The 23,673-nt window shown below is 44.9% G+C and carries 21 protein-coding genes and 1 pseudogene; 20 read left to right on the forward strand and 2 right to left on the reverse strand.

Annotated elements, in window-relative coordinates:
- Positions 1-11: 11 nt before the first annotated feature.
- Positions 12-1,319, reverse strand: a pseudogene (locus LVD17_RS11965) (S8 family serine peptidase).
- Between the two features lie 281 nt (positions 1,320-1,600).
- On the opposite strand from LVD17_RS11965, the gene LVD17_RS11970 reads away from it, so the two are divergent.
- From LVD17_RS11970 to LVD17_RS12025, 12 genes are all read left to right on the forward strand, one after another.
- Positions 1,601-2,296, forward strand: coding sequence for a Crp/Fnr family transcriptional regulator (locus tag LVD17_RS11970; RefSeq protein WP_233767037.1), 696 nt, complete (start codon positions 1,601-1,603; stop codon positions 2,294-2,296).
- A 186-nt stretch (positions 2,297-2,482) separates the two neighbouring features.
- Positions 2,483-3,748 (forward strand): alginate export family protein, encoded by a 1,266-nt coding sequence (locus tag LVD17_RS11975; RefSeq protein WP_233767038.1) that lies wholly within the window; start codon positions 2,483-2,485, stop codon positions 3,746-3,748.
- A gap of 27 nt (positions 3,749-3,775) precedes the next feature.
- Positions 3,776-5,158 (forward strand): CmpA/NrtA family ABC transporter substrate-binding protein, encoded by a 1,383-nt coding sequence (locus tag LVD17_RS11980; protein ID WP_233767040.1) that lies wholly within the window; start codon positions 3,776-3,778, stop codon positions 5,156-5,158.
- 91 nt (positions 5,159-5,249) lie between these two features.
- Positions 5,250-6,347 (forward strand): ABC transporter permease, encoded by a 1,098-nt coding sequence (locus LVD17_RS11985; protein ID WP_233767042.1) that lies wholly within the window; start codon positions 5,250-5,252, stop codon positions 6,345-6,347.
- Positions 6,347-7,231, forward strand: coding sequence for an ABC transporter ATP-binding protein (locus tag LVD17_RS11990; RefSeq protein WP_233767044.1), 885 nt, complete (start codon positions 6,347-6,349; stop codon positions 7,229-7,231). The genes LVD17_RS11985 and LVD17_RS11990 overlap by 1 nt, the downstream gene beginning before the upstream one ends.
- A gap of 12 nt (positions 7,232-7,243) precedes the next feature.
- Positions 7,244-8,062: an ABC transporter ATP-binding protein gene (locus LVD17_RS11995; protein ID WP_233767046.1), complete on the forward strand. Its 819-nt coding sequence runs from the start codon at positions 7,244-7,246 to the stop codon at positions 8,060-8,062.
- A gap of 33 nt (positions 8,063-8,095) precedes the next feature.
- Positions 8,096-9,256: a hypothetical protein gene (locus LVD17_RS12000; RefSeq protein WP_233767048.1), complete on the forward strand. Its 1,161-nt coding sequence runs from the start codon at positions 8,096-8,098 to the stop codon at positions 9,254-9,256.
- Between the two features lie 142 nt (positions 9,257-9,398).
- Complete coding sequence (locus LVD17_RS12005) at positions 9,399-9,641, forward strand: hypothetical protein (RefSeq protein WP_233767050.1); 243 nt, start codon at positions 9,399-9,401, stop codon at positions 9,639-9,641.
- A gap of 118 nt (positions 9,642-9,759) precedes the next feature.
- Positions 9,760-11,250, forward strand: a complete 1,491-nt coding sequence (locus LVD17_RS12010) for a S41 family peptidase (protein ID WP_233767051.1) — start codon at positions 9,760-9,762, stop codon at positions 11,248-11,250.
- Between the two features lie 55 nt (positions 11,251-11,305).
- Positions 11,306-12,007 carry a formylglycine-generating enzyme family protein gene (locus tag LVD17_RS12015; RefSeq protein WP_233767052.1) on the forward strand — a complete coding sequence of 234 codons (702 nt, stop codon included), beginning with the start codon at positions 11,306-11,308 and terminating at the stop codon, positions 12,005-12,007.
- A gap of 49 nt (positions 12,008-12,056) precedes the next feature.
- Positions 12,057-12,287: a hypothetical protein gene (locus tag LVD17_RS12020; protein WP_233767053.1), complete on the forward strand. Its 231-nt coding sequence runs from the start codon at positions 12,057-12,059 to the stop codon at positions 12,285-12,287.
- Positions 12,288-12,519: 232 nt separating this feature from the next.
- Positions 12,520-12,678 (forward strand): nucleotidyltransferase domain-containing protein, encoded by a 159-nt coding sequence (locus tag LVD17_RS12025; protein WP_233767054.1) that lies wholly within the window; start codon positions 12,520-12,522, stop codon positions 12,676-12,678.
- A gap of 163 nt (positions 12,679-12,841) precedes the next feature.
- Here LVD17_RS12025 and LVD17_RS12030 read toward each other — a convergent pair whose 3' ends face one another.
- Positions 12,842-13,327, reverse strand: a complete 486-nt coding sequence (locus LVD17_RS12030; protein WP_233767056.1) for a hypothetical protein — start codon at positions 13,325-13,327, stop codon at positions 12,842-12,844.
- 633 nt (positions 13,328-13,960) lie between these two features.
- On the opposite strand from LVD17_RS12030, the gene LVD17_RS12035 reads away from it, so the two are divergent.
- The 8 genes from LVD17_RS12035 to LVD17_RS12070 all read left to right on the forward strand — a co-directional run bounded on the left by LVD17_RS12035 (position 13,961) and on the right by LVD17_RS12070 (position 23,667).
- Positions 13,961-14,437, forward strand: a complete 477-nt coding sequence (locus LVD17_RS12035) for a UCP032817 domain-containing protein (protein ID WP_233767058.1) — start codon at positions 13,961-13,963, stop codon at positions 14,435-14,437.
- Between the two features lie 6 nt (positions 14,438-14,443).
- Complete coding sequence (locus tag LVD17_RS12040) at positions 14,444-15,361, forward strand: hypothetical protein (protein WP_233767060.1); 918 nt, start codon at positions 14,444-14,446, stop codon at positions 15,359-15,361.
- Positions 15,362-15,483: 122 nt separating this feature from the next.
- Positions 15,484-17,841, forward strand: coding sequence for a TonB-dependent receptor (locus LVD17_RS12045; RefSeq protein WP_233767062.1), 2,358 nt, complete (start codon positions 15,484-15,486; stop codon positions 17,839-17,841).
- Positions 17,838-19,046 (forward strand): DUF4374 domain-containing protein, encoded by a 1,209-nt coding sequence (locus LVD17_RS12050; RefSeq protein ID WP_233767064.1) that lies wholly within the window; start codon positions 17,838-17,840, stop codon positions 19,044-19,046. The genes LVD17_RS12045 and LVD17_RS12050 overlap by 4 nt, the downstream gene beginning before the upstream one ends.
- 1 nt (position 19,047) lies before the next feature.
- On the forward strand, positions 19,048-19,746 hold the full coding sequence (locus tag LVD17_RS12055; protein ID WP_155173990.1) for an ABC transporter ATP-binding protein: 699 nt from the start codon (positions 19,048-19,050) through the stop codon (positions 19,744-19,746).
- 6 nt (positions 19,747-19,752) lie between these two features.
- Positions 19,753-21,189 carry an ABC transporter permease gene (locus LVD17_RS12060; RefSeq protein ID WP_233767066.1) on the forward strand — a complete coding sequence of 479 codons (1,437 nt, stop codon included), beginning with the start codon at positions 19,753-19,755 and terminating at the stop codon, positions 21,187-21,189.
- Positions 21,182-22,621, forward strand: coding sequence for a DUF3526 domain-containing protein (locus tag LVD17_RS12065; protein WP_233767068.1), 1,440 nt, complete (start codon positions 21,182-21,184; stop codon positions 22,619-22,621). The genes LVD17_RS12060 and LVD17_RS12065 overlap by 8 nt, the downstream gene beginning before the upstream one ends.
- A complete protein-coding gene (locus tag LVD17_RS12070; protein ID WP_233767070.1) occupies positions 22,618-23,667 on the forward strand; it encodes a succinylglutamate desuccinylase/aspartoacylase family protein in 1,050 nt (349 codons plus the stop codon). Before LVD17_RS12065 ends, LVD17_RS12070 begins: the two co-directional genes overlap by 4 nt.
- The last annotated feature ends 6 nt before the right edge of the window (positions 23,668-23,673 follow it).

Below are 23,673 nucleotides of genomic sequence, written 5' to 3' on the forward strand. Positions count from 1 at the left end.
TTTAATAAACCTTAACGGCAGGCTATTTTATAAGTCAATCCTCCGTAGCTTACACTACCGCACTGTCGCGGAGCGCCGCTTCTTTCGTGTAGAACGCCGGCTACTACCGGTGAAGCCATGGATGTTCCGCTCAAAGTAGCATAGCCACCACCTCTGTATGTAGAGGTTACGCTGCTGCCTGTCGCGATCCAGTCAACCGGAGATCCGTAATTTGAAAATGATGAAAATGAACCGCTACACGTCATAGATGCAACTGTCTAAACCCCACTCAGGTTATGACATGCAGGATCGTAATACTGGGCATCGTCTGAAGAGTTACCAGCAGCTAAAGCAATAAGAGATTGATCATTCAGTCTCTCCAATGCGCTTCTGTAAGCGCTGGAGCTGGAGCAGCCTGTTCTGCTGCGTGGCCCGAGGCTCATGTTAACCACGTCGCCGGAAATATCATTGGAAGCTACGTAATCCATACCACTTATAATGGTTGAAGTGCTGGCAGAGCCTGTACCCAGTACATCTACAGCAACCACGGTAGCTCCTGCTGAAACACCTACTACACCATAACTGTTGCTAATGGCGGCAGCTATACCAGCCACGTGTGTACCATGGCCATTGGCATCATCCGGGCTGGAGTCAGCAAAAGACCTGGAATAAGTAGTGTTTACGTTCAGGTCGGGGTGATCCAGGTCTATACCGGTATCTACAATCCAGATGAACGTATTGCCACCGGTACCATCGCCAGCACCGCCGGCATTCTGGATGGCACAGGTAGTGCTTTGTGCAGCTTCCCTTCCATTACTCAAGTCTTTAGGAAGTTCGTCCGCAGTGTAAACAGCCTCTACTTCAAAGTCCAGCTCTACTACCCTGTCTTGCTCAATAAAATCTACCCTTGGATCATTTTGCAATTGGGCGAGCTTGTTCTTATCCAGTTTTGCCACAAAGCCACTGTACACAGAGGTGAATTCGGCTTTTACCTGGGCAGGACGTATATCCTTTTCGCGGTAAAATCCACTTAGCTCCTCTTTAGCTTTGGCTGTTGCTTCCCTGGAGTAGGCTACTTTATCAGTCCGGTCTGTGAATGTCGGCTCATTAAGCCTGCCTGAGGTCATGGCATCACCCTTAAACACAACAATGTACTGGTCGGGGATTAGCTGGTCTGCGCTAACAGCATCATTGACCAATTTGTCTTCCAGTGCAGGAGACTCCTGTTCGTTACAGGAAAATACCATTCCGCACATCATGGCCGCAGCCCATAAAAATTTGGTTTTTTTCATAATAGTAATATTTAGGTTTGGTTGAAATAATGGTTGGCAATAAATCATATTTTTTGTGTAATTGCAACTATGTTGCGTTTGTTTTTATTTGATCTTTTCCTAAAATGCTGATGTTCAATAGTAAAAAATTTGTGCACATGTGCGGAATAGAAAATAATTCACGGTATTTGGATCGCACAGTCTTGCGAGGGTTTTACAGATCACAAATTTATAGTGTAGCTACACATAAATCTCTTTAGAGAGCAATGGTATTTCCCTCGGAAACTCGAGGGTAGCATCAGATAGCATTTGTATAAATAATTACGTATTTTTACGTAAATTACTGACTTATGGATTGCTTCAACTGCCACAATAACCACTGCATCATCAAAAGAAACCTTAATGAGAAATTAAGATCTTTTGTGGAGCGTAAATCCACCATTCGATGCAAGAAAGGACAAACATTTATCATAGAAGGATCACCGGTACATGGCTTATATTTTGTGCAGGAAGGAAAGGTCAAAGTTGCCAAAACCGGATTCAACGGCAAGGAGCAGATTGTCCGCTTTACAGGCCATGGAGAAACCATCGGGCACCGCGGTTTCGGTACAGGCCTCACTTATCAGATAAATGCTGTAGCCCTCGAAAATGCAGTTCTCTGCAATTTCTCGAACGATATTCTTAAGGAAATGCTCATGGAAGTCCCTTTGCTTACCTATGATCTGATGCTATTTTATGCCGAAGAACTCAACCGGAGTGAGAGCAAAGTGAAGAAATTTGCGCAGATGACTGTTCGGGAAAAAGTGATCGATGTGTTGTTATATATCAACAGAAAGTTCGGAAGGACCAACGATATACTCAACCTGCAATTATCCAGAAGGGAGATTTCAGACTTTGCAGGAACTACCGAAGAGCAGGTCATCAGAACCCTGTCTGCCCTTAGAAAAGAAGGCCTTATTGAAACCCCGGGGAAGCATATTGTGATAAAAAACGTAGAAATACTTAGTAATGAAATTTCGGAGCATAACTACTTCATTAATAGTTAAGTTTCTGCAATTCAAGTGTTTTAATTTTAAAACCTGCCATTTGGCAGGTTTTTTTATGTATTAAAAAGCTGTTTGTTCCTGTCTTTGATACACAAACAATTCAAACGATTGTCCATAGGTTTGTATAAACTACGTATTTATACGTAATCAACTGCGTATCAAACAAAGCTTATAACATTAGAAGACATGAAAAAACTGATCTATTTAACAGCGCTCTTTCTTGCCCTTGGATACTACAGTGCCAGGGCACAGGTTACTGTCACTGCTGAAGTTCGTCCGCGAACCGAGCTCCGTAACGGTTTCAAGACTTTAACGGATGAAGCAAAAGATCCTGCCTTTTTTACCGAGCAGCGATCACGTCTTTATCTGGATTACGCAGATTCGACTATCAAATTCAGAGTCGCTTTTCAGGACATTCGCATATGGGGAGAGACCTCACAAATCTTCAAGGAAGAATATGGTAAAACTTTCATCAGCGAAGCATGGGGGCAATACTATTTCACTAATGCTTTCTCCGTAAAAGCAGGCCGTCAGATCATTTCCTATGACAACCAAAGGTTTCTTGGTGGTTTGGAATGGGCGCAGCAAGGCCGTAGACATGATGCCCTGCTATTCCTTTATGAGCAGGGAAAATCAAAATTACACCTCGGGTTCGCTTATAACCAGGACGACGATGTGCCCGAGCCCGGTTTTCTCCAAGCCCCTGGAGCTGGATACTACTCAGTGAGCGGCAGCTACAAAACCTTTCAGTACGCATGGTTCAATAAGGCAATTACCGACGGGTCTGTTTCCCTGCTTGCATTCAATGCCGGTTATCAAAATGCGGACACTACCGTTTCATACAAGCAAACCTTCGGATTTGTAGGGTCAAAAAAATTAGGTGGGGTTAAACTGGCCGGCGATTTCTACTATCAGACAGGCGACTTAAACAACAACACAGTCAATGCACTGTTGGCTGGCATCAACGCCACTGTTGAAACCCCTGTAACTCCACTGACATTGGGAGTGGAATATGTCTCAGGTAAGGATGATGACGACACATCAACGGATGTTACGGCTTTCAGCCCTGATTTTGGTACCAACCACGCACACAATGGCTTCATGGACTACTTCTACGTAGGGCCGGCCAATGGCTCTGTCGGAGTAACTGATATCTATGTGAAAACAAGCTTCAAAGTGGCAGGAGGCGCCCTAAACGCCCACATACACGAATTCCTAACTGGCTCTACTCAGCTTGCTGAAGATGGAACTGAGCTTAGCAAGGCCATGGGTACAGAAGTAGACCTGGTGTTCACAAAGAAACTAAAAGGTGGAGTGGTTTGGAATCTGGGTTATTCGCAAATGTTTGCTACTGATACCATGGAAGCGCTGAGAGGTGGTGATAAAGGTGCCCTGCAATGCTGGGCATGGACAATGATCACCTTTAAGCCAACCCTGTTCACTTCAAAATAATCGATAACCATTAAAAACATATTCATAATGAGAATCTTAAAAAATACTGCAGCCCTCCTGATCATGGCTGTTATCTGGACCGCTTGCACAGGAGGAAGTTCCAAAGACAAAGCAACTGCTCAGGAAACCACAGAATCAAGCCCTAAACTATTGATCGAAAAACCACAGCTAACCTTCGGGTTCATCAAACTGACCGACATGGCACCTCTGGCCATTGCCAAAGAGCTGGGCTACTTCGAAGATGAAGGACTATTTGTAACCATCGAGGCACAGTCTAACTGGAAGAATGTTTTGGACAGAGTGATCGATGGCCAACTGGATGGTTCGCATATGCTTGCCGGTCAGCCAATTGCTGCCGGGGCAGGTTTCGGTCGCCAGGCAGAGCTGGTTACGCCATTTTCAATGGACCTTAACGGGAATGGGATCACAGTATCTAATGAGGTGTGGGCTGCCATGAAGCCCAATGTGCCGGCAGATGCCGATGGCAAACCCATACACCCCATCAAGGCGGATGCCCTGGCGCCAGTAGTGAAAGATTACAAAAATGCCGGTAAGCCCTTCAAAATGGGCATGGTGTTCCCGGTATCTACGCACAACTATGAGATCAGGTATTGGCTGGCTGCAGCAGGGATTAACCCCGGTTTCTACACAGCAGACAACATACAGGGGCAGATAGATGCAGACGTATTGCTTTCCGTAACGCCTCCACCCCAAATGCCGGCAACCCTTGAAGCAGGAACTATCTATGGCTACTGCGTAGGTGAGCCGTGGAACCAGCAGGCAGTGTTTAAAGGAATTGGTGTGCCCGTGACAACCAACTATGACATCTGGAAAAACAACCCCGAGAAGGTATTTGTGATGACGAAGAAATTTGTGGAAGAGAATCCTAATACCGCAATTGCTGTCACCAAAGCATTGATCAGAGCTGCCAAGTGGCTGGATACTCCCGGTAACAGGCCAAAAGCGGTTGGCATACTCTCCATGCCGGCCTATGTAGGTGCCGATTCGGTAGTGATAGCCAACTCTATGACCGGAACCTTTGAGTTTGAAAAAGGAGATAAGAGAAGCATGCCTGATTTCAACGTATTCTACCGGTACAATGCCACCTATCCGTTCTACTCCGATGGTATCTGGTTCCTGACCCAGATGAGAAGGTGGGGACAAATCCCGGAAAGTAAACCAGCAGACTGGTACCACACTACCATCAAAGATATCTACAGACCGGATATCTGGAAAGAGGCTGCTGATCTTCTCGTGAAAGAAGGTAAAATAGATGCCGCAGACATTCCTGATACAGATGGTTATAAGCCAGTCACCAGTGATTTTATTGACGGTACTGCTTATGATGCTAAAGATCCGATAGGGTATATCAACAGCTTCAAAATCGGAAATAAAGACGAAAGCCTTTAAACACAAATAGGCGTTGGTGCCTGAGGGTTTGGTCTGACCGGCCCTCGCACCAGTACCTGAGTTCAATTATCACTTCATAAATACCAACGCCATGAAGGACAAGTCCATTAAAACATTAAAAACGATCGGTCTGGGTTTTACAGAACCCCTGATCCGGATATTCAGCGGAGAGGAACCGGCCAAAAACGGCAAATTATTTTTTAAACAAGCTTTACTTCCGCTCCTGTCCATTTTCCTGTTTATAGCCTTCTGGTATGCCGGAGCTACAGCATTGTACAACAGCGAAGCTGAATCGAGGATCGAAAAGGTGAGGGCAGACCAGGGAGAAGCAGCAGCATTGGCCATGCAGAAATGTATTGAGTCAGGAGACGTTTCCTGCCAGCCCAATACCCTGCCATCACCAGCACAGGTGTATACGGCTTTTAAGGCATTGTGGCAAGATCACCTGAGCATTAGCGAGAAAAAAGCTGATTTCAAGGCCAGGGTAGCAGATACCAATTCTGAAAGGGAAGCTCAGGGCTTGGCCCCAATCACCTACACCGGCAGGCCGTCGTTCCTTGACCAGATCGGGACAAGCTTAAAGACAGTGGCTGCCGGTTTTTTACTGGCAGTTTTTATAGCAGTGCCCATCGGGATCGTCATCGGGTTGAGCGCTTCTTTGAGAACTTCTTTCAACTGGCTGATTCAGATCTTCAAACCGGTCTCACCGGTGGTTTGGTTGCTACTGGTTTTTATGATCGTGAAAACGGTCATCACTGATCCAGGCATAGACAAATCATTCATTATTTCCTCCATCAGTGTGGGTCTCTGCGCCATGTGGGCTACGCTGATCAATACGAGCATGGGAGTAAGCAGTGTAGATAAAGACTATATCAATGTGGCGAAAGTACTGAAACTCAGCATCGGCCAGAATATATTCAAAATCGTACTTCCAGCTTCATTGCCGCTCATTTTTACCGGCCTTAGGATCACTGTATCGGTTGCCTGGATGGTGTTGATAGCTATAGAACTGCTGGCACAAAGCCCGGGGTTAGGGTCTTTTGTGTGGGAAGAATTTCAGAATGGTGCGAACGACTCCAATGCCAAGATCATCGTGGCTATGTTCGTGATCGGTATCATCGGCTTCCTGCTGGACCGCATCATGCTGAGTGTGCAAAATATGATGAGTTTCAATAAAGGAATAGCATAATGGCCATATTAGAACTGAATAACGTTTCGAAATCCTTCGGTGCCGGCTCTTCCAGGATCGATGTACTCGAAGACATCAACCTGAGTGTCAGGGAAGGGGAATTCTTAGCTATCGTAGGGTTTTCCGGAAGTGGCAAAACTACGCTCATCAACCTGATCAACGGACTGATATTTCCGGATGCCGGTGAGGTGCTGCTTAAAGGTAAGCCCATTGCCGGCCCCGGGCCTGACAGGGGTGTCATTTTTCAAAATTACTCCCTGCTGCCATGGCTTTCGGTGTACAGCAATGTGAAACTGGCGGTAGATCAGGTGTTTCCAAAAATGTCGTCATCGGAGAATGAAGCCCACGTTTTGAGCTACATTGAAATGGTGAACTTAACTGCGGCTAAAGACAAAAAGCCATCTGAGCTTTCCGGCGGTATGCGCCAGCGGGTATCCGTAGCGCGGGCACTGGCCATGAACCCTGAGATGCTGCTGATGGATGAACCTTTGAGTGCATTGGACGCCCTTACCCGGGGCTCACTCCAGGAGGAGATCATCAAGATCTGGAGCAGGGACAGGAAAACCGCCATATTGATCACCAATGATGTGGATGAAGGTATACTGATGGCTGACCGCATCATTCCTATGACTCCCGGTCCTAAGGCGACATTGGGGCCTGAGTTTAAGGTGCCATTTGAACGCCCCCGGGACGTAACCAACATCAACAAAGACACTCAGTACAAAAGGTTGAGAAATGACATTTTAGAATACCTGATTGAGGTAGGTGCCACAAGAAGACAGGTGAGCGATCAGAAATACATCCTGCCTGACCTCAAACCTACCATGCCGGGAAGAGTCATTTTCGGCAGAAAGAAGAAGAAAGATAAAGTCAAATACTTTTAAACCCCTCAGACCATGCAAACACAACTGCAAGAAGTAATATCGTATATGCCAGAGCCGGTACTTAGCCCGGAAATGCTTGTCTGTAAGGATCTGCGAAAAGTATATCCTACTCCAAAAGGGGAATATGTAGTGCTCGATGATTTGCAGCTTTCCATCAGGCAGGGAGAGTTCGTTTCCATTATCGGGCATTCCGGATGTGGCAAATCAACACTATTGACCATGATGGCCGGGTTAAATGAGATTAGCGGCGGGCAGATCCTCGTAGATGATGATGTGGTAAGGGATGCCGGCCCCGACCGGGCGGTTGTTTTTCAGTCACCCAGCCTTTTGCCCTGGCTGACTGCCCTGCAAAATGTAATGATAGGCGTCAAACAGGTGTTCCCCGGAGCATCCCAGGCAGAAAAAGAGGATATCTGCAAATACTATCTGGACAAGGTTGGCCTGGGCAACGATTTTTACAAAAGGGCTACTGACCTTTCGCAGGGCATGCAACAAAGAGTGGGCATTGCCCGGGCTTTTGCACTGAAGCCCAAAGTACTCCTCCTGGATGAGCCTTTCGGCATGCTGGACTCACTCACCCGTGGGGAGCTTCAGGATGTACTGCTTGAGATCTGGCAGAAAGAGCAGATCACGGCAGTGGCCATCACCCATGATGTAGATGAATCCATCTTCCTGGCGGACCGGGTAATCATGATGACCAGTGGGCCATACGCCAAAATTGGCGATGAGCTGGTGATCCCGATCGAGCGTCCGAGAAACCGTAAAGACGTGCTGGAGCACCCCGACTACTATGACTATAGGGGCTATTTGCTGAATTTTCTTAATCATTAAAGTATATATTCGCAGTGTACTTTGAACTTGAAGATGACACTGCGAATATTAGAAAATGAGTCAGGCAGACTATTCCCACATGGGACATTGGACATTTTTTCTTCAATCCAAACAGCATATGGATTATTAATTTGCTATTGCAAAAAAGCTAACCAGGCGGCACTGCTTCATATTGACGAGAATTTGAATTTGCTTGATGATGTTGATTTACCTGTTATTGACGACATGCCTCAATACGCAAATTTTCATATCACTGGAGATGATCAGCGGGCATTTATGCTAAATACCGAGATTCGTTTTGAAAAGCGATTCATCAAGGATTCTATCAATTATGCGATTGTAGAATTCAGGCCTTCGTGGTATGCTATAACCATTGGAGATTCAGGAACCATACAAATGACACCTCTTAAGTTTTGGGAGGATCAGTTTTATAGTAAAATAAAATCTATAAGCTACAATGGAAAAACGTATTGGTTTGCTATCCACAAATTTCCACCTCAGCATGCCGAAGAAGTGGAGGTAAATATCACCTCTGGCAAAATTAAATCGCAATTGGCGTTTGCCGTAACTGAGCATGACGAATTACCAGAATTTGATGCGATAGAAACTCCTTTTAGCTTACATGGTTGTGTGGAATATCAAATTCAGGTAGGCGAAAACGGCAAACTATTACTGGCCTTTAACCTCCATTTTAAGGAACTTCATTTGTGTGAGTTTGATATACTAACCAAAAAAATGCTATCTAAAAATATAACAGCCAGAGGCCAAAAAAATGGTGAGAAGGCCCGTTTACATTTTTTTAAGATGAGCGAAAATGGTTATTTCTTACTTTGGACATACAACAATGGGAAGATAAAGAGGGAAACACGTGATCGGGGAGTATGGATCAGCTCTTTTGCCGGGTTTAATGATAAACCTAAGGTTAATCGATTTACGGACGACAAGGAAATATGCTGGGGAAACCTGTCTGCTGTGCAAAAATCAAAAGACGAATTCTATTTTGGGTGGACTAATGGATTTGGTAAAAAAACAGCAAAGTTTAAAGCAGTGAAATCTGTTATGGTTTCGGGAGAAAAAGTAGAAACTGAAATAGATGGAAACCCGGAAAAGATATTCCCAAAATATTTAATGATTATTAACGACAGAATATTTTTATCAGAAAATAACGGCAGGTTAATTCAAATAGAGGAATAACAACCAGTAACACAAAGCTTAGTGCTGTCAACTCTATCAATGCTGTTAAGTCGGTAGAACTCGGCAAATACGTATTTTTTGATTGATAAACTTAATGACAGCTTACAGAGCTAAATTGCGGCTTTACTAAACTTCCAAAAGTTTGGTAAAGCTTTACCGTTCTGTAATACCGGCTGAGGTTAATAGCCTTAAGCAGAGGTTGCACCTTGCTGTATATCACCTCACCCGGCAAAGGCCCGTAGGCTGGAATGCCCTCTCCGTACCGGAAGAGGTAGGTTTGACTTTATGGAAACTGCAGCTTGTCCTATATGAAATTGTAAACGATCAGTTGGAAGAAGGTAGGAAAAAATCTTTGGGTATAGCTGCTGGATGTTTAATGAAATAAATAACTTGGAAGGCTAATTAAAACGTTACCCAATAATGGCTATAGGGCATAGCTACAGAGGCAAAATTATTGCAGTACCCTGCTCTATGCCCTTACCATTGGCTACTATCCAAACTACATGATGAAAGACATTGCAAAATTTATCCTGCTGTCGGGTTTATTGGTGCTGGCTTCCTGTAAACTGGCCAGTGAAAAACCTGAAACAGCCGGAAATGACTCCCTCTCAAAGCAGAAAATGCTGGAAGACTATGAACTGTTTGAAGGAATATTCAGGAAAGCAAACGCCGGACTTTATAAGTATCGTTCTGAAAATGAAATAGATAGTGTGTTTGAGGCGAACAAACAAAGGTTGGTAGATAATTTATCATATCGGGAGTTTTACAATATCCTGTGGGACGTTATTGATTATACAGGAAGTAGCCACAATTCATTAACCTACCCCGACTCTTTGGACAAGCATTTGAATAAGCAAAAAATATTCTTTCCTATTCCGCTCAAGTACATCGAAGGGAAGTTGTATACCAACCTTGAATATGGGCAAATAGCTAATGGAAGTGAAATCGTTGATGTAAACGGCATCAGTGGCGAAGCATTTTCCTCCCTTATTTCCCGGTATGCAAGTACGGACGGCTTTAACAAAACCGGCAAATACGCAAACATAGCTACAGATTGGCTCGCTTTCTATATTTACCTTGCCATCGGTGAGCAGGACTATTTCACGGTCGAATACAGAGAAAGGGGTAGTGGAGAAACGCGGAAAGAAAAAATTGAAAGCGTGCCTTATGCCATTTTTTATAAAAACTATAAAGAGCGGCATTCTAAAGACTTTGAAAGCAGGATGGATGAAGACTACAGCTTTTATTTCCTGGACAGCATCAATACCGGCCTTTTAAATGTGCACACCTTCGGCATGGGAGGCCCGGATTCGGAAGGGCATAAAAAGTATGCATTTTTTTTGGATTCGGTTTTTACCACCCTTAAAAAACAAAAGGTTGAAAAGTTAATCGTTGATATCCGCGACAATGGCGGTGGTAACGATCCAAACGATATCCTTCTGTATTCATACCTGACCCAAAGAAATTTCAGGGAAAACAAATCAGCATTTACTATTTTTCAGGACATTCCATTTCGCGAACACTATGCGGATGATGATATTGATGAGCTTCCGCTGGAACTTAAAGAGGAGCATTCTATCTTCAGAAACGGCAGGTATTATCAAAACGAATCTTTCAATAAGGTTTGGGAACCCAGGGAAAATGCTTTTAATGGGAAATTGATTTTAATGATTGACCCTTTTGTAGCCTCTGCAGGTTCACTATTTGCGAGTATGGTCAAGAGTGATGAAAATACTGTAGTGATAGGAGAGGAGACTTTGGGTGGTTATTACGGCCATACAGGACATATCCCCGTGACTTACAAGCTGCCCAACTCTAAACTTAACTTGACATTTTCTATTGTTGACCTTGAGCAGGATGTGGAGGAATTGCACGATGAAAAACCGGGAGATGGAATAATCCCCGACTTTGAGGTCGTACAGACTTATGAGGACTTTATGAACCACCGGGATGCACAACTAAACTTTGCTATTGAAAAAATAAAAGAACTGTAGTGACAGCATTGGCGTAACGTGAGCGAAAGTAAAACGTTAGCAGCTATAAAAAGCGGTGGAGACGATAAACAAAAACATAGGTAAAGAATCAATTGACGCGTTGTTTGTCACTATTCCGTCCGGTACGGTTGAAATGAGAGATGACAGAAGAAAGGAAGTCTGGCTATCCAAAATCGAGACCTTCGAGCTATCCAAATATCCCATAACCCAGGATTTATACGAAACAATCACCGGCGAAAACCCATCAACATTTAAGGGGGAAAGGTTGCCAGTGGAGACCGTTGCCTGGATTGACGCAGTAAATTTTTGCAATAGATTATCAGCATTAGCAGGGAAAACCAAATGCTACACAGTTAATTTATCAACGGAAAATGTGGAATTTGACCCAAAAGCCAATGGATTTCGACTACCAACGGAAGCCGAGTGGCAGTATGCCTGTCAGGCAGGAACTAAACAAATCAGGTATGGAGCTTTGGATGAAATAGCCTGGGTGAAAGAGAACTCCGGTGACCGAACCCATGAAGTAGGGCAAAAGCAACCTAACGAATGGGGGCTTTATGATATGCTCGGCAATGTTTGGGAATGGTGTACAGACATTTACGACGAAACCGTCTACGGATCATACCGTGTATTTCGTGGAGGCGGCTGGTGCGATCAGGAAAGAAGTGTGATGGCAACTACCCGGAGGAGAAGCCACCCTTTTTCTTTTAAGATTGATGATTTGGGGTTTAGGGTTGCGAGGAATTTGACAAATTAAGGCGTTGTTACTAGAGTTTCTAAATCCTTAAAAAACAGAAGAAAGTCTTATGATAATTATTATTGCACGTATTGTATATACCTTCGTAGTAATGCTGGATCAACTTATCGCAATTTTGTATTTTTGTATCATGAAACCTCAAAAGTCAAATAAGGAACAAGTTATTGAGGCAGCTAAAAAAATTATAGCAGCTAAGAGGGACGTTATTGCCTACTCTAATAAAGAGATCCCCAAGAAAGAATTGAATGGCCGAGGAATTAAGCTTGCCATGCCTTTATAAGGACACTTACTATTTTTCAATGAGGACACATTCTGGCGAAAGTGTTCGTTTGCCCCATCTCTCACTTCAAATACTATTATGCGGTTCTGATGCAGCCACAGAACATTCTGAGACACGAACCTCCCTTGATGAAATCACCCATGGCCTGGGCTTGCTCAAAGTCTCCAAAACAGAAAAGAGAACTATAGTAATTATTAACTCACATACCCAAATATTTTTTTAAACTTGTATTGTGAGCGAATTACTAAAACACCTGCCCGAAGAGAAACAAAAAGAGCTATATCTACTTACAGACGTATTGCAGGCTTACAAGGGCTTAGAGATGGTCATCCTCTTCGGTAGCTATGCCCGGGGAAATTGGGTTGAGGATATGTATTTGGAGAAAGGGTAGTTGGGGAAGGTATGCCGTTATTCGAAAATATGAATGACAGGATGACTCTAAAGCTCATAAAAACCAAGACCTTTGACGGAGGTGCAATTATTCTTTATTATGAACCACAAGAAGCTGACGTGTTATAACTTCAGGCTTTCGAGAGTGCTTAAATCGATGGATTTTAAAACGCATAACCCCAAGACAAACCTGCATAAGGTATTCCAAAAAGGTTGGCAAATTTTCCGATGGGTGGCACCAAAAAGACCCGGAACATAATACCATTGTCCTCATTTTTATACCGGTATCCCATCAATAGCTGAAAGGCCTCCTGGCTGTGGTCAGGGTCAATAGAATCAGAGTCTTCCATTACTTCGGGATCATAATTAAAAATTCCATTGGCCCCAATTTCCAAAGATGATCGCTTGCCATACAAAATGCTGCCACCAATATGCGGGGAAAACTCCGTAAAAGATCGCACGAGTCCACCGCCAGCCCTTCCTGTAATATTGATTTTTGGAGAAACAGGTATGTATCGTTCATAGCCCAGGCCAATTCCGGCCACCATGGCACCTGCAAATTCAGAATACACTACATTTTTTCTTACCTCCTGCGCCTGAGCAAGGTCGAATACCACAGAGAGAATGAATATTATGGTCAGTTTCTTCATAACTGTTATGGTTTATTGCTAATATAGAAATCTTGATTCTTTTCAGGTCTGTTTCGTTATGTTATTTCTGATTTTAAGATAATTGTTGATCAGCCTGGAGTTAGCTTTAGCTTTCGTGTCAAATTGGATTAGAATACCTGCGTACAGTACTAAGCAGCGGCTTTACTAAACTTCCGAAAGTTTGGTAAAGCTTAACCGTCAAGAAGTACTGACAGTAGTGATATTATCAAACTGAAGAAATTATTGATCAGAATAAACTTCAACCTTTTAGAAATCAACTGCTTACCATGATGTAGCTATTTAGCCCAATATATCTACGGGATAAAATCGCCAAATATTTAAAAGCAACTATGTTGCATTTGAGTTGTGTGATGATTATATATGCAACACTGTTGCAATAGTAAAGGGTAAGCCGAAAACCTTCGAAAGAGTAGGTATTAACCAAAATTTTCAAAATTATGAAAACCAACAAAGAAGCTTTAATCTCCAGAATATTGGCTGACAAAGCAACAAAAGCCGTAGGAGGCACACATTGCAGCAACTGTGGTCACTGCACTTCTACACTGTAATTTTTGATGTTCATGCAGCAGTGTGCTTGATGCATGCTGCTGCTATCACCTAGTTCAACCCCTTATGGAAACCTTACAGAAAAACCAGCTAGAGGAACTACTTGAGTACGAGAATGAAGACGTACTATCACGGTTTCTTGATATGTATGATGTTACTGAAGATGAGGCACGGGATATACTGAGGGAAACCTTAAAGTTTTTGTATATCAGCCAGATTCCCGGCGTTTTTATACCCGACGACCTGCTCATCATCGATGAAATGTGGCACAATATGATCTTGTTTACGCCTGAGTACCATGAGTTCAGCCAAAAGCATTTTAACCAGTACTTCCACCATGTTCCGGCCCGGAAGCAGGAGAAGGAAGATCGAAAGAGATCCATGCTGGCCGATCCCGATAGCGTCAGGCAGGCATACCTGGAAAAGCTTGAAAAGCTGATTTCCGTTACTTACGACCACCTTGGTGAAGATACCGTGACCAAGTGGTTTGAAGAGTACCCGGTCAAATACAGCAAAGAGCAATTGAAGATATTAAGAAAGTAAAACACCATGAGTATATTTCCCAAGCGCTCCGTGCCCGGCAGTACGGTTACCATCCACTGGAATTTCAACACGGCCCATCTGAAAGATGTGCATGTATTTCCCTTGGTAAGGATCGGGGTGAGGGATCCAAAAGGGAAGGAAACCTTACTTTTTGAAAAGCACGTACTTGGCCTGCCCGACCCGGTCGAGCCTCAAAACAGCGATTTAAAGAAGTTAAAATACCTCAATAAAAACCTGCCATTGATGATCGTGGCCGATTACCTGAGCGGCCAGCATAAAACGGAAAAGCTGGTTGAGATCTTGCAAAATATACAGTCGGGACGGCACTACTATTTCACCTATCATGTACCTGAGGATGCACCGGCCGGGAAATACACCCTGATATCCGAGGTACATAGCGGGGGTGAAGTGAGGCACTCCAAAACAGCTGCTGACGATTTCTTTTTTATCGAGAAAGTGACCCTTGAGCGGATCGTGGAGAGTACATCGGAAGCCATAGTATTTAACCATTCTGAAGAGCGTACCCCTGTAAAAGTAATAGGTTGCCACCCGCTGCCCGAGGGCAAAATGCATGCGGAAGTTGAGGTTTTTGAAATCCTGCCTTTACAGGAAACGACCATTAAACTGAATGCTCCGGTTAATTATCTTGCTTACAATGAGGAAAGGCAGATCATACCACTCCAATCCGGTCCATCGGGCTTTTTGCTGAGAAACCAAAGTGTACCGCAGGCAACCAAAGCAGATGGAAGCGTCTATTTATTTAAAAAAGATGCAGAGGAAGCCTATGCACTCAAAGAAGAACACAAACTGCTGTGGGAAAAAGCAAATGGCTTGATCAATACCACCAGCCTGTCTGATGAGGAAAAACTGTTGCTTGACGGAATGGCAGCAGAAGGGCTGATCCGCGAGGTGTCCTTTGATTAAGTGGAGAAGGATCCATTCATCCTGAAACCCGGCCTGTTACGGCATTTTCTATAAATATTTCAAACGCAAACGTTTTGCGTTTGTGTATTAATTTTATATTTGCAACATAGTTGCATTTAAATATGATTCGATTTTGTACATATATCATTCTATTCATAGCCTGCCCGGCTATTTCCGGTGCACGCGCGGCAACTATTTCCGGCGTAGTGCTGGATGAAAAAGGCGATGCCATACCGGGTGTGTATGTCGAGCTTTCCACTGCCGGTAAAAGTGCCATAACCGATGAGGCCGGTCAGTTTACGTTTGCAGAACTGGCACCCGGAGTATATGAGCTAAACCTTTCTTACATCGGTTTTGAACCTCAAAAAAGAACCCTCACGATAAACAGCACCCGGCATGACCTGAACATTAAAATAACTCTGGTAGGGCAGGTTACGGAGCTTAATGAAGTGACTGTAACCGGAAAAACAGAAGGGCAGGAGCTACAGGAAAGCGTAGCCAGCGTTGCAGTTCTGGATACGCGGGATTTCTATTCGAAAAATATCAATACCAGCGATGTCATCAAGCAGATCTCGGGCGTAAATGTGCGCCAGACCGGTGGCTTTGGAAGTGACGCGCAGGTTTATATCAATGGTATGTCCGGTAAGCAGGTGAAATTTTTCCTTGACGGCATACCTCTGTCATACTTCGGCTCAGGTTTTGGGCTGAATGCTTTGCCGGTCAATATGATGAAGAGGATTGAGGTGTATAAGGGTGTAGTGCCGGTTGATCTCGGAGCCGATGCCCTTGGCGGGGGTATCAACATCATTTCAAGAAAAGAGTATATCAGCTATCTGGATGCCTCATACTCGGTCGGCTCATTTAATACCCATAAAGTCAATTTCAACGGCCAATGGGTAAACACTGATAAACAAGCCTTTTTAGGTATTTCGTCATTTTACAACCATTCGGACAATGACTATAAGATCGATGTGGAGATCCCGGATGCCAGCGGTAATCCGCAGCCTGCCCGGGTAAGGCGTTTTCACGACAAGTTTACTAACTATCTGGTCAACCTGAATGCAGGGGTTTACAATAAAAGCTATGCTGACCGGCTGGTGCTCAGCATGAGGTATTCCGGGCTGGATGATAATATTCAACACAATGCCATCATGTCTCAACCCTATGGAGAGGCTATTTATGAAGAGTCAACCACCGGAGTTTCCCTGGAGTATGAAAAGCAGTCTATATTGCCGCGAACTGGTCTCAAATGGTACGGAGGGGCCAATTTCACATCAGGTTATTTTCAGGATACCACCCTGAATGCCTACACCTGGGATGGGGAGGCAAACCACAGACGCACTGATGGCGGGGAAATATCTACTTCCGGGAATTTGCTGGACCTGACTTCTAAAAATGCCGTCAGCAGACTTAATATTACCTTTAACCCATGGAGCAAGGGCAGCTTTACACTCAACATGCTTTCTTCGTGGTTCAGGCGCGTGGGGGAAGACCCGATAGCTGCCGGTTTCTACGGAGAAGACTACTACAGCAACCCAACCGAGCTGGTCAGGAATGTTGTGGGGCTGGCTTATGAGCATGTTTTTGCTAACGGGCTAACCAGCTACACAGCAGTGAAACACTTTGCTTTCAACGCAGAGGGGTATTCCATTCAGAATATGGAGTTTTTGCCTCACAGTCAGTCCATATCAAACTTTGGTTTTTCCCAATCCATAAAATACAATTTCACCAGTCAGATCCTGGCCAAAGCCTCATATGAATACGCTACACGGCTACCGGATGAGTTTGAACTTTTTGGTGATTTTACCATGGTAAAGCCCAACCCATCGTTGCAACCCGAGCAAAGCCATAATGCCAATGCAGGCGTGCAGTTTACCTCCGGCAAGCTCACCGCAGAGCTGAACGGCTTCTACCGGCTTACCGATAACATTATTTGGCTCAGGACTTCCCAGTTCTTTGCTCAGTACCAAAACCTGCTTAAAGCTATGGTTAAGGGAGTAGAGGCAGAAGTGCAGTACAGGCCTTTTACCTTCCTGTCCGTAAAGGCCAATGCTACTTATCAGGATATTCGAAACAGGTCATCCAGGGAAGTTACAGGGTCGGTTGATAACCGCTATTTCGATGCCAGGCTCCCCAACATTCCTTACCTGTTTGGCAATGGAGAAGTACGCTTCACCAAAGAGAATATTTTGGGCAGTAAAAACAGCTTTTCCGCATGGTGGTCGGCAGGTTATGTGCATGATTTTTACCTGTTCTGGGCAGTGGATGGGCGAAAGGAGCTGAAGAACATTGTTCCAGAGCAGTTTATACAAAACGCGGGGGTATCCTATAGCCTGCCCGAAAACAAATTATCCGTGGCATTGGAGTTCACAAATCTTTTTGATCGCAAAGCCTACGACAATTTTAGCGTACAGCGGCCGGGAAGAGCTTTTTATCTCACACTAAGAACTTTTATAAACACTAACCAAAACAACAAATGAAAAATCACTTTTTTAATCTATGGCATCACAGGGCAGCCTTCTTTTTTCTATCGGCTCTCGCATGTGTGGCTTGTTCTGATGACGATGGCCCTGCTGCCACACCTGATACGGAGGTAAATTATGCTGTTTCCACAGTCAGCGGCGCATGGCCAGATGTAACTACCTATATTCAGGGCATTGAAGGCCTTAACCTTTCGACGGTTGACAACAGCAATGCAATTGAACTTACCGGAAGTGCGAGCACTGTAGCTTATGGGAACCACCTGTTTGCAACACCTTTTGGCGCTCCGGCCAACCTCGTAAAGTACACTTTCAACAGCGAAGGCCTTCCGGAAGAGGAAGAAAGGATAGTGGTGCCCGGAGCCAATACCTTTTCTACGTTACATTTTGTGAGTGAAACTGTAGCCTACGGGACTGTGTCAGGAGGTATTTCCAAACTGATCATTTTCAACCCTGCCACTATGCGCATAGAAGATGAAATATCCCTTAGTGCGGTTACAGGCAGGGTGCCGGAAGCAACGCGTACTTACTACCTGGATATGCTGGAGCGGGACAATAAGCTATTTATGGGTGTGCACTATGAAAACAACTTTGTACCTGTCAACGATTCGGCCTATGTGGCGGTGATTGACCTGTCGACCAACCAGGTAGAAAAAATAATAGCCGATGGCAGAACGGGGATGGTATTTGGAGGCCAAAGTCCCAATTCGGGTATGGTGAAAACTTCCAACGGAGATATTTATGTACAGGCCCTGGGCACTACCAATGCGGGAGGTAGTAGCCCCAGTGGTGTTTTAAGGATCAACAACGGAGAGACCACTTTTGATCAGGATTACTTCTTCAACCTTGAGGAGGCAACAGGCAACATTTGCATAGGTATCTACCGTACTTCCTCCGGCCAGTCCTTTACTGCCAGGGTAGAAGACGAGAGTGACTTCTGGGAATATGCCATCGGCCAGCCACAATTCAGATACTACAAAATAGATCTTGAAGGTAAGGCCGGCGAGGGTGCTGTATCGGGATTGCCTGTAACCTATGGGTCACGCAGTATGATCATGCATGAGGAGAGCGGCCAGAGCGTACTCTTTTCTATTGCTACCAACGATGAAAATGCGATTTACCGGTATGGCTTGTCATCAGACAGTGCCACCAAATTATTTACCTCAACAGGAGGCTATATCACAGGGTTGCAAAAATTGAACTGAGATGCTCGAAGCTACAAACCTCACAAAAAACTATGGCGACTTTACCGCGCTTAACGGGCTGGACCTCAGTATTAAGAGCGGTGATATCTTTTGCCTTTTGGGAGCCAACGGAGCAGGGAAATCCACCACGATTAATCTGTTCCTGAATTTTATAGAGCCTGATGCCGGGCAGGCCACCATCAATGCTATGGATGTAACCAAGCACCCGAAGGAAACGAGACAGTTGCTTTCGTACATACCCGAAAACCTGATGCTCTACTCCAATCTGACTGGTCTGGAGAATCTGGATTTTTTCTGCGGCCTGGGCAAAAAGCATTATGACAAAGAGCAGCTGGAGGAACTTTTGAAGCAGTCCGGTTTGCAGCCTGATTTTATCCACCGCCGGGTAAGCAGTTACTCTAAAGGTATGCGCCAGAAGGTGGGTATAGCGTTAGCCAGGGCCAGGGGTGCCAGGGTGCTCTTGCTCGATGAACCCACATCAGGACTTGACCCGAAAGCCAGTAACGAATTTTCAGAGCTGTTGCTGGACATGAAGGAGAAAGGAGTGGCCACATTAATGGCTACCCATGACCTTTTCCGTGCGAAAGATACCGGGACACACATTGGTATTATGAAGCAAGGGATATTGATAGAGGATTTTAAATCGGAAGATGTGAGCTTTCATGATCTTGAAAAGCTCTACCTCAAACATATGCACTAACAGACCATGCGAAATTTACTTTCCATAGCCAGAAAAGAAATAAAAATTGCCCTGCGTGAGCGGCTGGTAGTTTCCCTCGGGATCATCATTTTGCTGCTACTCGGCGTAGCCCTGTATGGTGGCTACGTGTCGTACCGCCAGCAAAGCAGGATAATAACTGAAAAACAGGAAGAAAAACGAACGGAATGGCTCGGGCAGGGGGATAAGCATCCCCACATAGCCGCGCACTACGGTACTTTTGTGTTCAAACCGAAAACTATCCTCAGTGTTTTTGATTTTGGCCTGGATACTTATACCGGCACGTCTATTTACCTGGAGGCACACTACCAGCATGAATTTATGTTTCGTCCGGCTCAGGACTACAGCAGTATGATCCGCTTTGGCGAGCTTAGTGCAGCCCTCGTACTCTATGTACTGCTGCCATTGCTGATCATCTTTCTGGCATTCTCATCTTACACCAAAGAAAAAGAAACAGGCACCCTCAAGCTACTACTCAGTCAGGGTGCCTCTTATGCATCTATTACATGGGGTAAGGTGCTGGCCTACTGCATATTGCTTATAGTTATTCTCGCGCCTTACATAGCTGGCATGTTCGTGCTATCCAGTTTGAGTTTATCCTCAGCAGTCGTGCCCGATGTATCGGTAAGAACGGTATTGCTCGTATTGATTTATTCGCTCTACATTTTTATTTTTCTTTCACTGTCGGTATGGGTATCCCTCAGGTCGGCCACGGGTAGAAATGCTCTACTTACCCTGCTGGCTTGCTGGATATTTCTGGTCATCCTTACGCCAAAGGCCGTGGCTAACCTGAGTGAGAGCTTTTATACATTACCTTCCATGCGGGCTTTTAAAGAGGCCATTCAAAAAGATATTCGTGAGGGTATTGACGGGGAGACACCCGGCTCGGTGAGGCGTGCCAGGCTTGAAAAGGAGTATCTCACCAGGTATGACGTAGATTCTTTGCATCAATTGCCATTCAACTTCGAAGGAGTGAGCATGCAGGCCGGAGAGGAGTACGGTAACATGGTGTATGATATCCATTGGGACAAGCTCAGAAATATCTTTCACAGGCAAAACAATATGGGCAGTATAGCCAGTATATTCAATCCATACCTGGCCATACAGCACCTCTCCATGGCATTGTCGGCCACCGACCTGTACACTGCTATAGATTTTGAAGACAAAGTGGAGGCCTACCGCAGGGAACTTGTGCGTAAGATGAACAACGATATGGCCCAAAACTCGCGGTACGGTGAATTTTATGAGTACAAAGCCACCCGGGAGCTTTGGGATGAAATTGAAGATTTCAGCTATATCACTCCTTCTGCTTTTGAAATATTACAACACTATAAGCTGGAGATGATCTCCATAGTAGGATGGACCACTTTCGTTATCCTCCTGCTTCACTATTCAAACCGAAAAAGTAAACCAATACATGGATAAGGCTATCAAAACGTTGATCCGCTACGAATGGGTCTCATTCATTCGAAACAGGTTCCAGTTACTTATGGTCGGTGTCACCTTCCTGTTTGGTGTATATGCCATCTACTACGGGCAAACAGAGATCAATGCCCAGCGTGAGGTCATTAAGGAGGTCATGGAGCTGGAGCAAAGTGAATTTGGTACCTATCTGGCCAGCTTTAAAGGTGAGCCGGAGACTATGCAGGAGGAGCAAAACCACGACATAGCTTCCAAGCCTGCCTTTGCCTGGTACAGACATGGCTACCATGCTATTTTGCCACCACACGACTATGCCGCTTTGGCTATCGGGCAGCGAGATCTTTTTCGCTATTACTACAGGCTTACAGGGATGAGCCTGCATTATCAATTGTTTGAAAACGAGCTTGCAAACCCGGTCAATCTGCTGGCCGGTAACTTCGATCTTTCATTCGTCATTGTTTATTTATTTCCGTTATTGATCATTGCCTTTTGTTATAACCTGTATTCAGGAGAAAAGGAGAATGGCACACTTCCTCTTTTGTATATCCAGTCAATCAGCATCAGCAGAATAGTTATAGTACGCCTGCTGTTTTATTTTACCCTGATTACCGGATTGGCCCTGTTAATGTCCCTGATCGGGCTGTTCACGTCAGGTAGTGTGCTTAAAGAAGAAAACCAGTTGCCGGCACTGTTATGGATCTTAGGTGTGGTTATTTATAATGCGTTTTGGTTTAGTTTGTTATTTCTGATCGTTAGCTACCGCAGAAACTCACCTTTTAACGCTATAACAGCTGCTGGCTGCTGGTTATTTTTCCTTATCGTTATTCCTTCGGTACTTAATATTGTAGTTACCACGAGGTACCCGCTGAGTAGTACTGAACTGGCAGGGCTTACGCGCCGTACCGGTCTGGAAAATGAGAATGATGAGCAGGAAACAAAAGAGGTTATCCTGGAATTTCTGGCCCATAAACCTGAATTGGCGGGAAGTGATAGCCTGATCGACAACAACAGGCTCGCCAAAGCTTATGCAGCCTATACCTCTTTAAAAGATATTGAAAGCCAGCATGAGGTGGACCGATACAACGAGCAGGTAAGGAAGAGGAATATACTGGCCAATCGTTTCCACTGGGTTAACCCTGCGGTAAGTATGCAGGATGTGTTCACTCATATCGTACATACCGATCTGAACACTTTTTTACGCTTTCAGGATGCTCTCGGCATGTTCCATGAGAAAATCACAGACTTCTATTTTCAAAAGCTGTTTTGGGACCAGCGCATCCACCGCGAGGACTACTCGAAGTTACCGGCATTCCATATGGAAAAAAGCATTGACCGGTACACGGTTGCTACCGGCATCATTTTTCAAATTGCACTTTTGACCATCCTGTTTGCTCTGGCCGGGCTGGTGACCATTAAAAAGAAGAGCCTGATATGAGAAAATATGTCCTTTGGATAGCAGGTATTGCTATTGCCGTAGGAGAGGTGGCCGCTCAAAGTCCCTTTACCTTCTATGGAAAAGCATTAAAACCGGGCACAAAAACGCACGAATTGGTAGAGCTTTCTGACGGGAAAAACAAGGCTACCATTCCGGTAACTATCTTTCATGGCGCAAGTGAAGGGCCTGTTTTAGGTATTACGGCAGGGGTGCACGGGTACGAATACCCGCCTATACTGGCAGGTCAGCAATTGACACATAAAATCGATCCCGGCCAACTTTCGGGAACAGTAATACTGGTGCAGGTAGCCAATACGGGTGCCTTTCTGGGGAGGACTCCTTTTTTGAACCCGGCAGATGGCAAAAACCTGAACAGGTCATTTCCGGGAAATGCAAAAGGTACCATTACCGAACGCATTGCGGACTTCATCTCGCGGGAAGTAATCAGTAAATGTGACTACTTTCTCGATATGCATGCGGGTGACGCCCCTGAAGACCTTATGCCATATACGGCCTACTACCACAGCGATGATATGCCGGAAATCTCGGAAAAAGGCAGGTTAATGGCGACTAATATGGGCTTTGACCATATAGTGGTTTTCAATGTTACCGGAAAAACAGCCAGGCCAAGTACCTATTGCTCCGCCGAAGCTTTTAAGGCCGGTATCCCGGCTATGGACATAGAGTGTGGCGGGCTGGGTAGGTCAGAAGAGCAACAGGTCGGGCAAGTTGTAAAAGGTGTGCAAAGCCTGCTTAAACAGCTCAAAATGCTGGAAGGTCAGCCGCTGGTCACACCGTCTATTGCAGTAATTAAAAAAAGGTCATACCTGAGCAGCGATCACAAGGGTATATTCTACGCTGCCAAAACGAGCGGGGATTATGTGGTCAAAGGTATGCACCTGGGCTATATCACTGACTTTTTCGGAAATCGTCTTCAGGATATATACGCTGATCAGAGCGGTGTGGTGCTGATCATTTTGGGTACACCGCCGGTCAATGAAGGTGAGACCGTAGCGGTGATCGGTAGCATTGAAAGTAATAAATGAATTATC

The organism is Fulvivirga ulvae, assembly GCF_021389975.1.
In the GTDB taxonomy this organism is placed as follows: domain Bacteria; phylum Bacteroidota; class Bacteroidia; order Cytophagales; family Cyclobacteriaceae; genus Fulvivirga; species Fulvivirga ulvae.

What these genes read in the sequence shown, in the direction of transcription:
- LVD17_RS11970 (WP_233767037.1), top strand. Translation starts at nt 1,601, where the DNA reads ATGGATTGCTTCAACTGCCACAATAACCACTGCATCATCAAAAGAAAC.
- LVD17_RS11975 (WP_233767038.1), top strand. Translation starts at nt 2,483, where the DNA reads ATGAAAAAACTGATCTATTTAACAGCGCTCTTTCTTGCCCTTGGATAC.
- LVD17_RS11980 (WP_233767040.1), top strand. Translation starts at nt 3,776, where the DNA reads ATGAGAATCTTAAAAAATACTGCAGCCCTCCTGATCATGGCTGTTATC.
- LVD17_RS11985 (WP_233767042.1), top strand. Translation starts at nt 5,250, where the DNA reads ATGAAGGACAAGTCCATTAAAACATTAAAAACGATCGGTCTGGGTTTT.
- LVD17_RS11990 (WP_233767044.1), top strand. Translation starts at nt 6,347, where the DNA reads ATGGCCATATTAGAACTGAATAACGTTTCGAAATCCTTCGGTGCCGGC.
- LVD17_RS11995 (WP_233767046.1), top strand. Translation starts at nt 7,244, where the DNA reads ATGCAAACACAACTGCAAGAAGTAATATCGTATATGCCAGAGCCGGTA.
- LVD17_RS12000 (WP_233767048.1), top strand. Translation starts at nt 8,096, where the DNA reads ATGACACTGCGAATATTAGAAAATGAGTCAGGCAGACTATTCCCACAT.
- LVD17_RS12010 (WP_233767051.1), top strand. Translation starts at nt 9,760, where the DNA reads ATGATGAAAGACATTGCAAAATTTATCCTGCTGTCGGGTTTATTGGTG.
- LVD17_RS12020 (WP_233767053.1), top strand. Translation starts at nt 12,057, where the DNA reads ATGATAATTATTATTGCACGTATTGTATATACCTTCGTAGTAATGCTG.
- LVD17_RS12030 (WP_233767056.1), bottom strand. Translation starts at nt 13,327, where the DNA reads ATGAAGAAACTGACCATAATATTCATTCTCTCTGTGGTATTCGACCTT.
- LVD17_RS12035 (WP_233767058.1), top strand. Translation starts at nt 13,961, where the DNA reads ATGGAAACCTTACAGAAAAACCAGCTAGAGGAACTACTTGAGTACGAG.
- LVD17_RS12040 (WP_233767060.1), top strand. Translation starts at nt 14,444, where the DNA reads ATGAGTATATTTCCCAAGCGCTCCGTGCCCGGCAGTACGGTTACCATC.
- LVD17_RS12045 (WP_233767062.1), top strand. Translation starts at nt 15,484, where the DNA reads ATGATTCGATTTTGTACATATATCATTCTATTCATAGCCTGCCCGGCT.
- LVD17_RS12050 (WP_233767064.1), top strand. Translation starts at nt 17,838, where the DNA reads ATGAAAAATCACTTTTTTAATCTATGGCATCACAGGGCAGCCTTCTTT.
- LVD17_RS12055 (WP_155173990.1), top strand. Translation starts at nt 19,048, where the DNA reads ATGCTCGAAGCTACAAACCTCACAAAAAACTATGGCGACTTTACCGCG.
- LVD17_RS12060 (WP_233767066.1), top strand. Translation starts at nt 19,753, where the DNA reads ATGCGAAATTTACTTTCCATAGCCAGAAAAGAAATAAAAATTGCCCTG.
- LVD17_RS12065 (WP_233767068.1), top strand. Translation starts at nt 21,182, where the DNA reads ATGGATAAGGCTATCAAAACGTTGATCCGCTACGAATGGGTCTCATTC.
- LVD17_RS12070 (WP_233767070.1), top strand. Translation starts at nt 22,618, where the DNA reads ATGAGAAAATATGTCCTTTGGATAGCAGGTATTGCTATTGCCGTAGGA.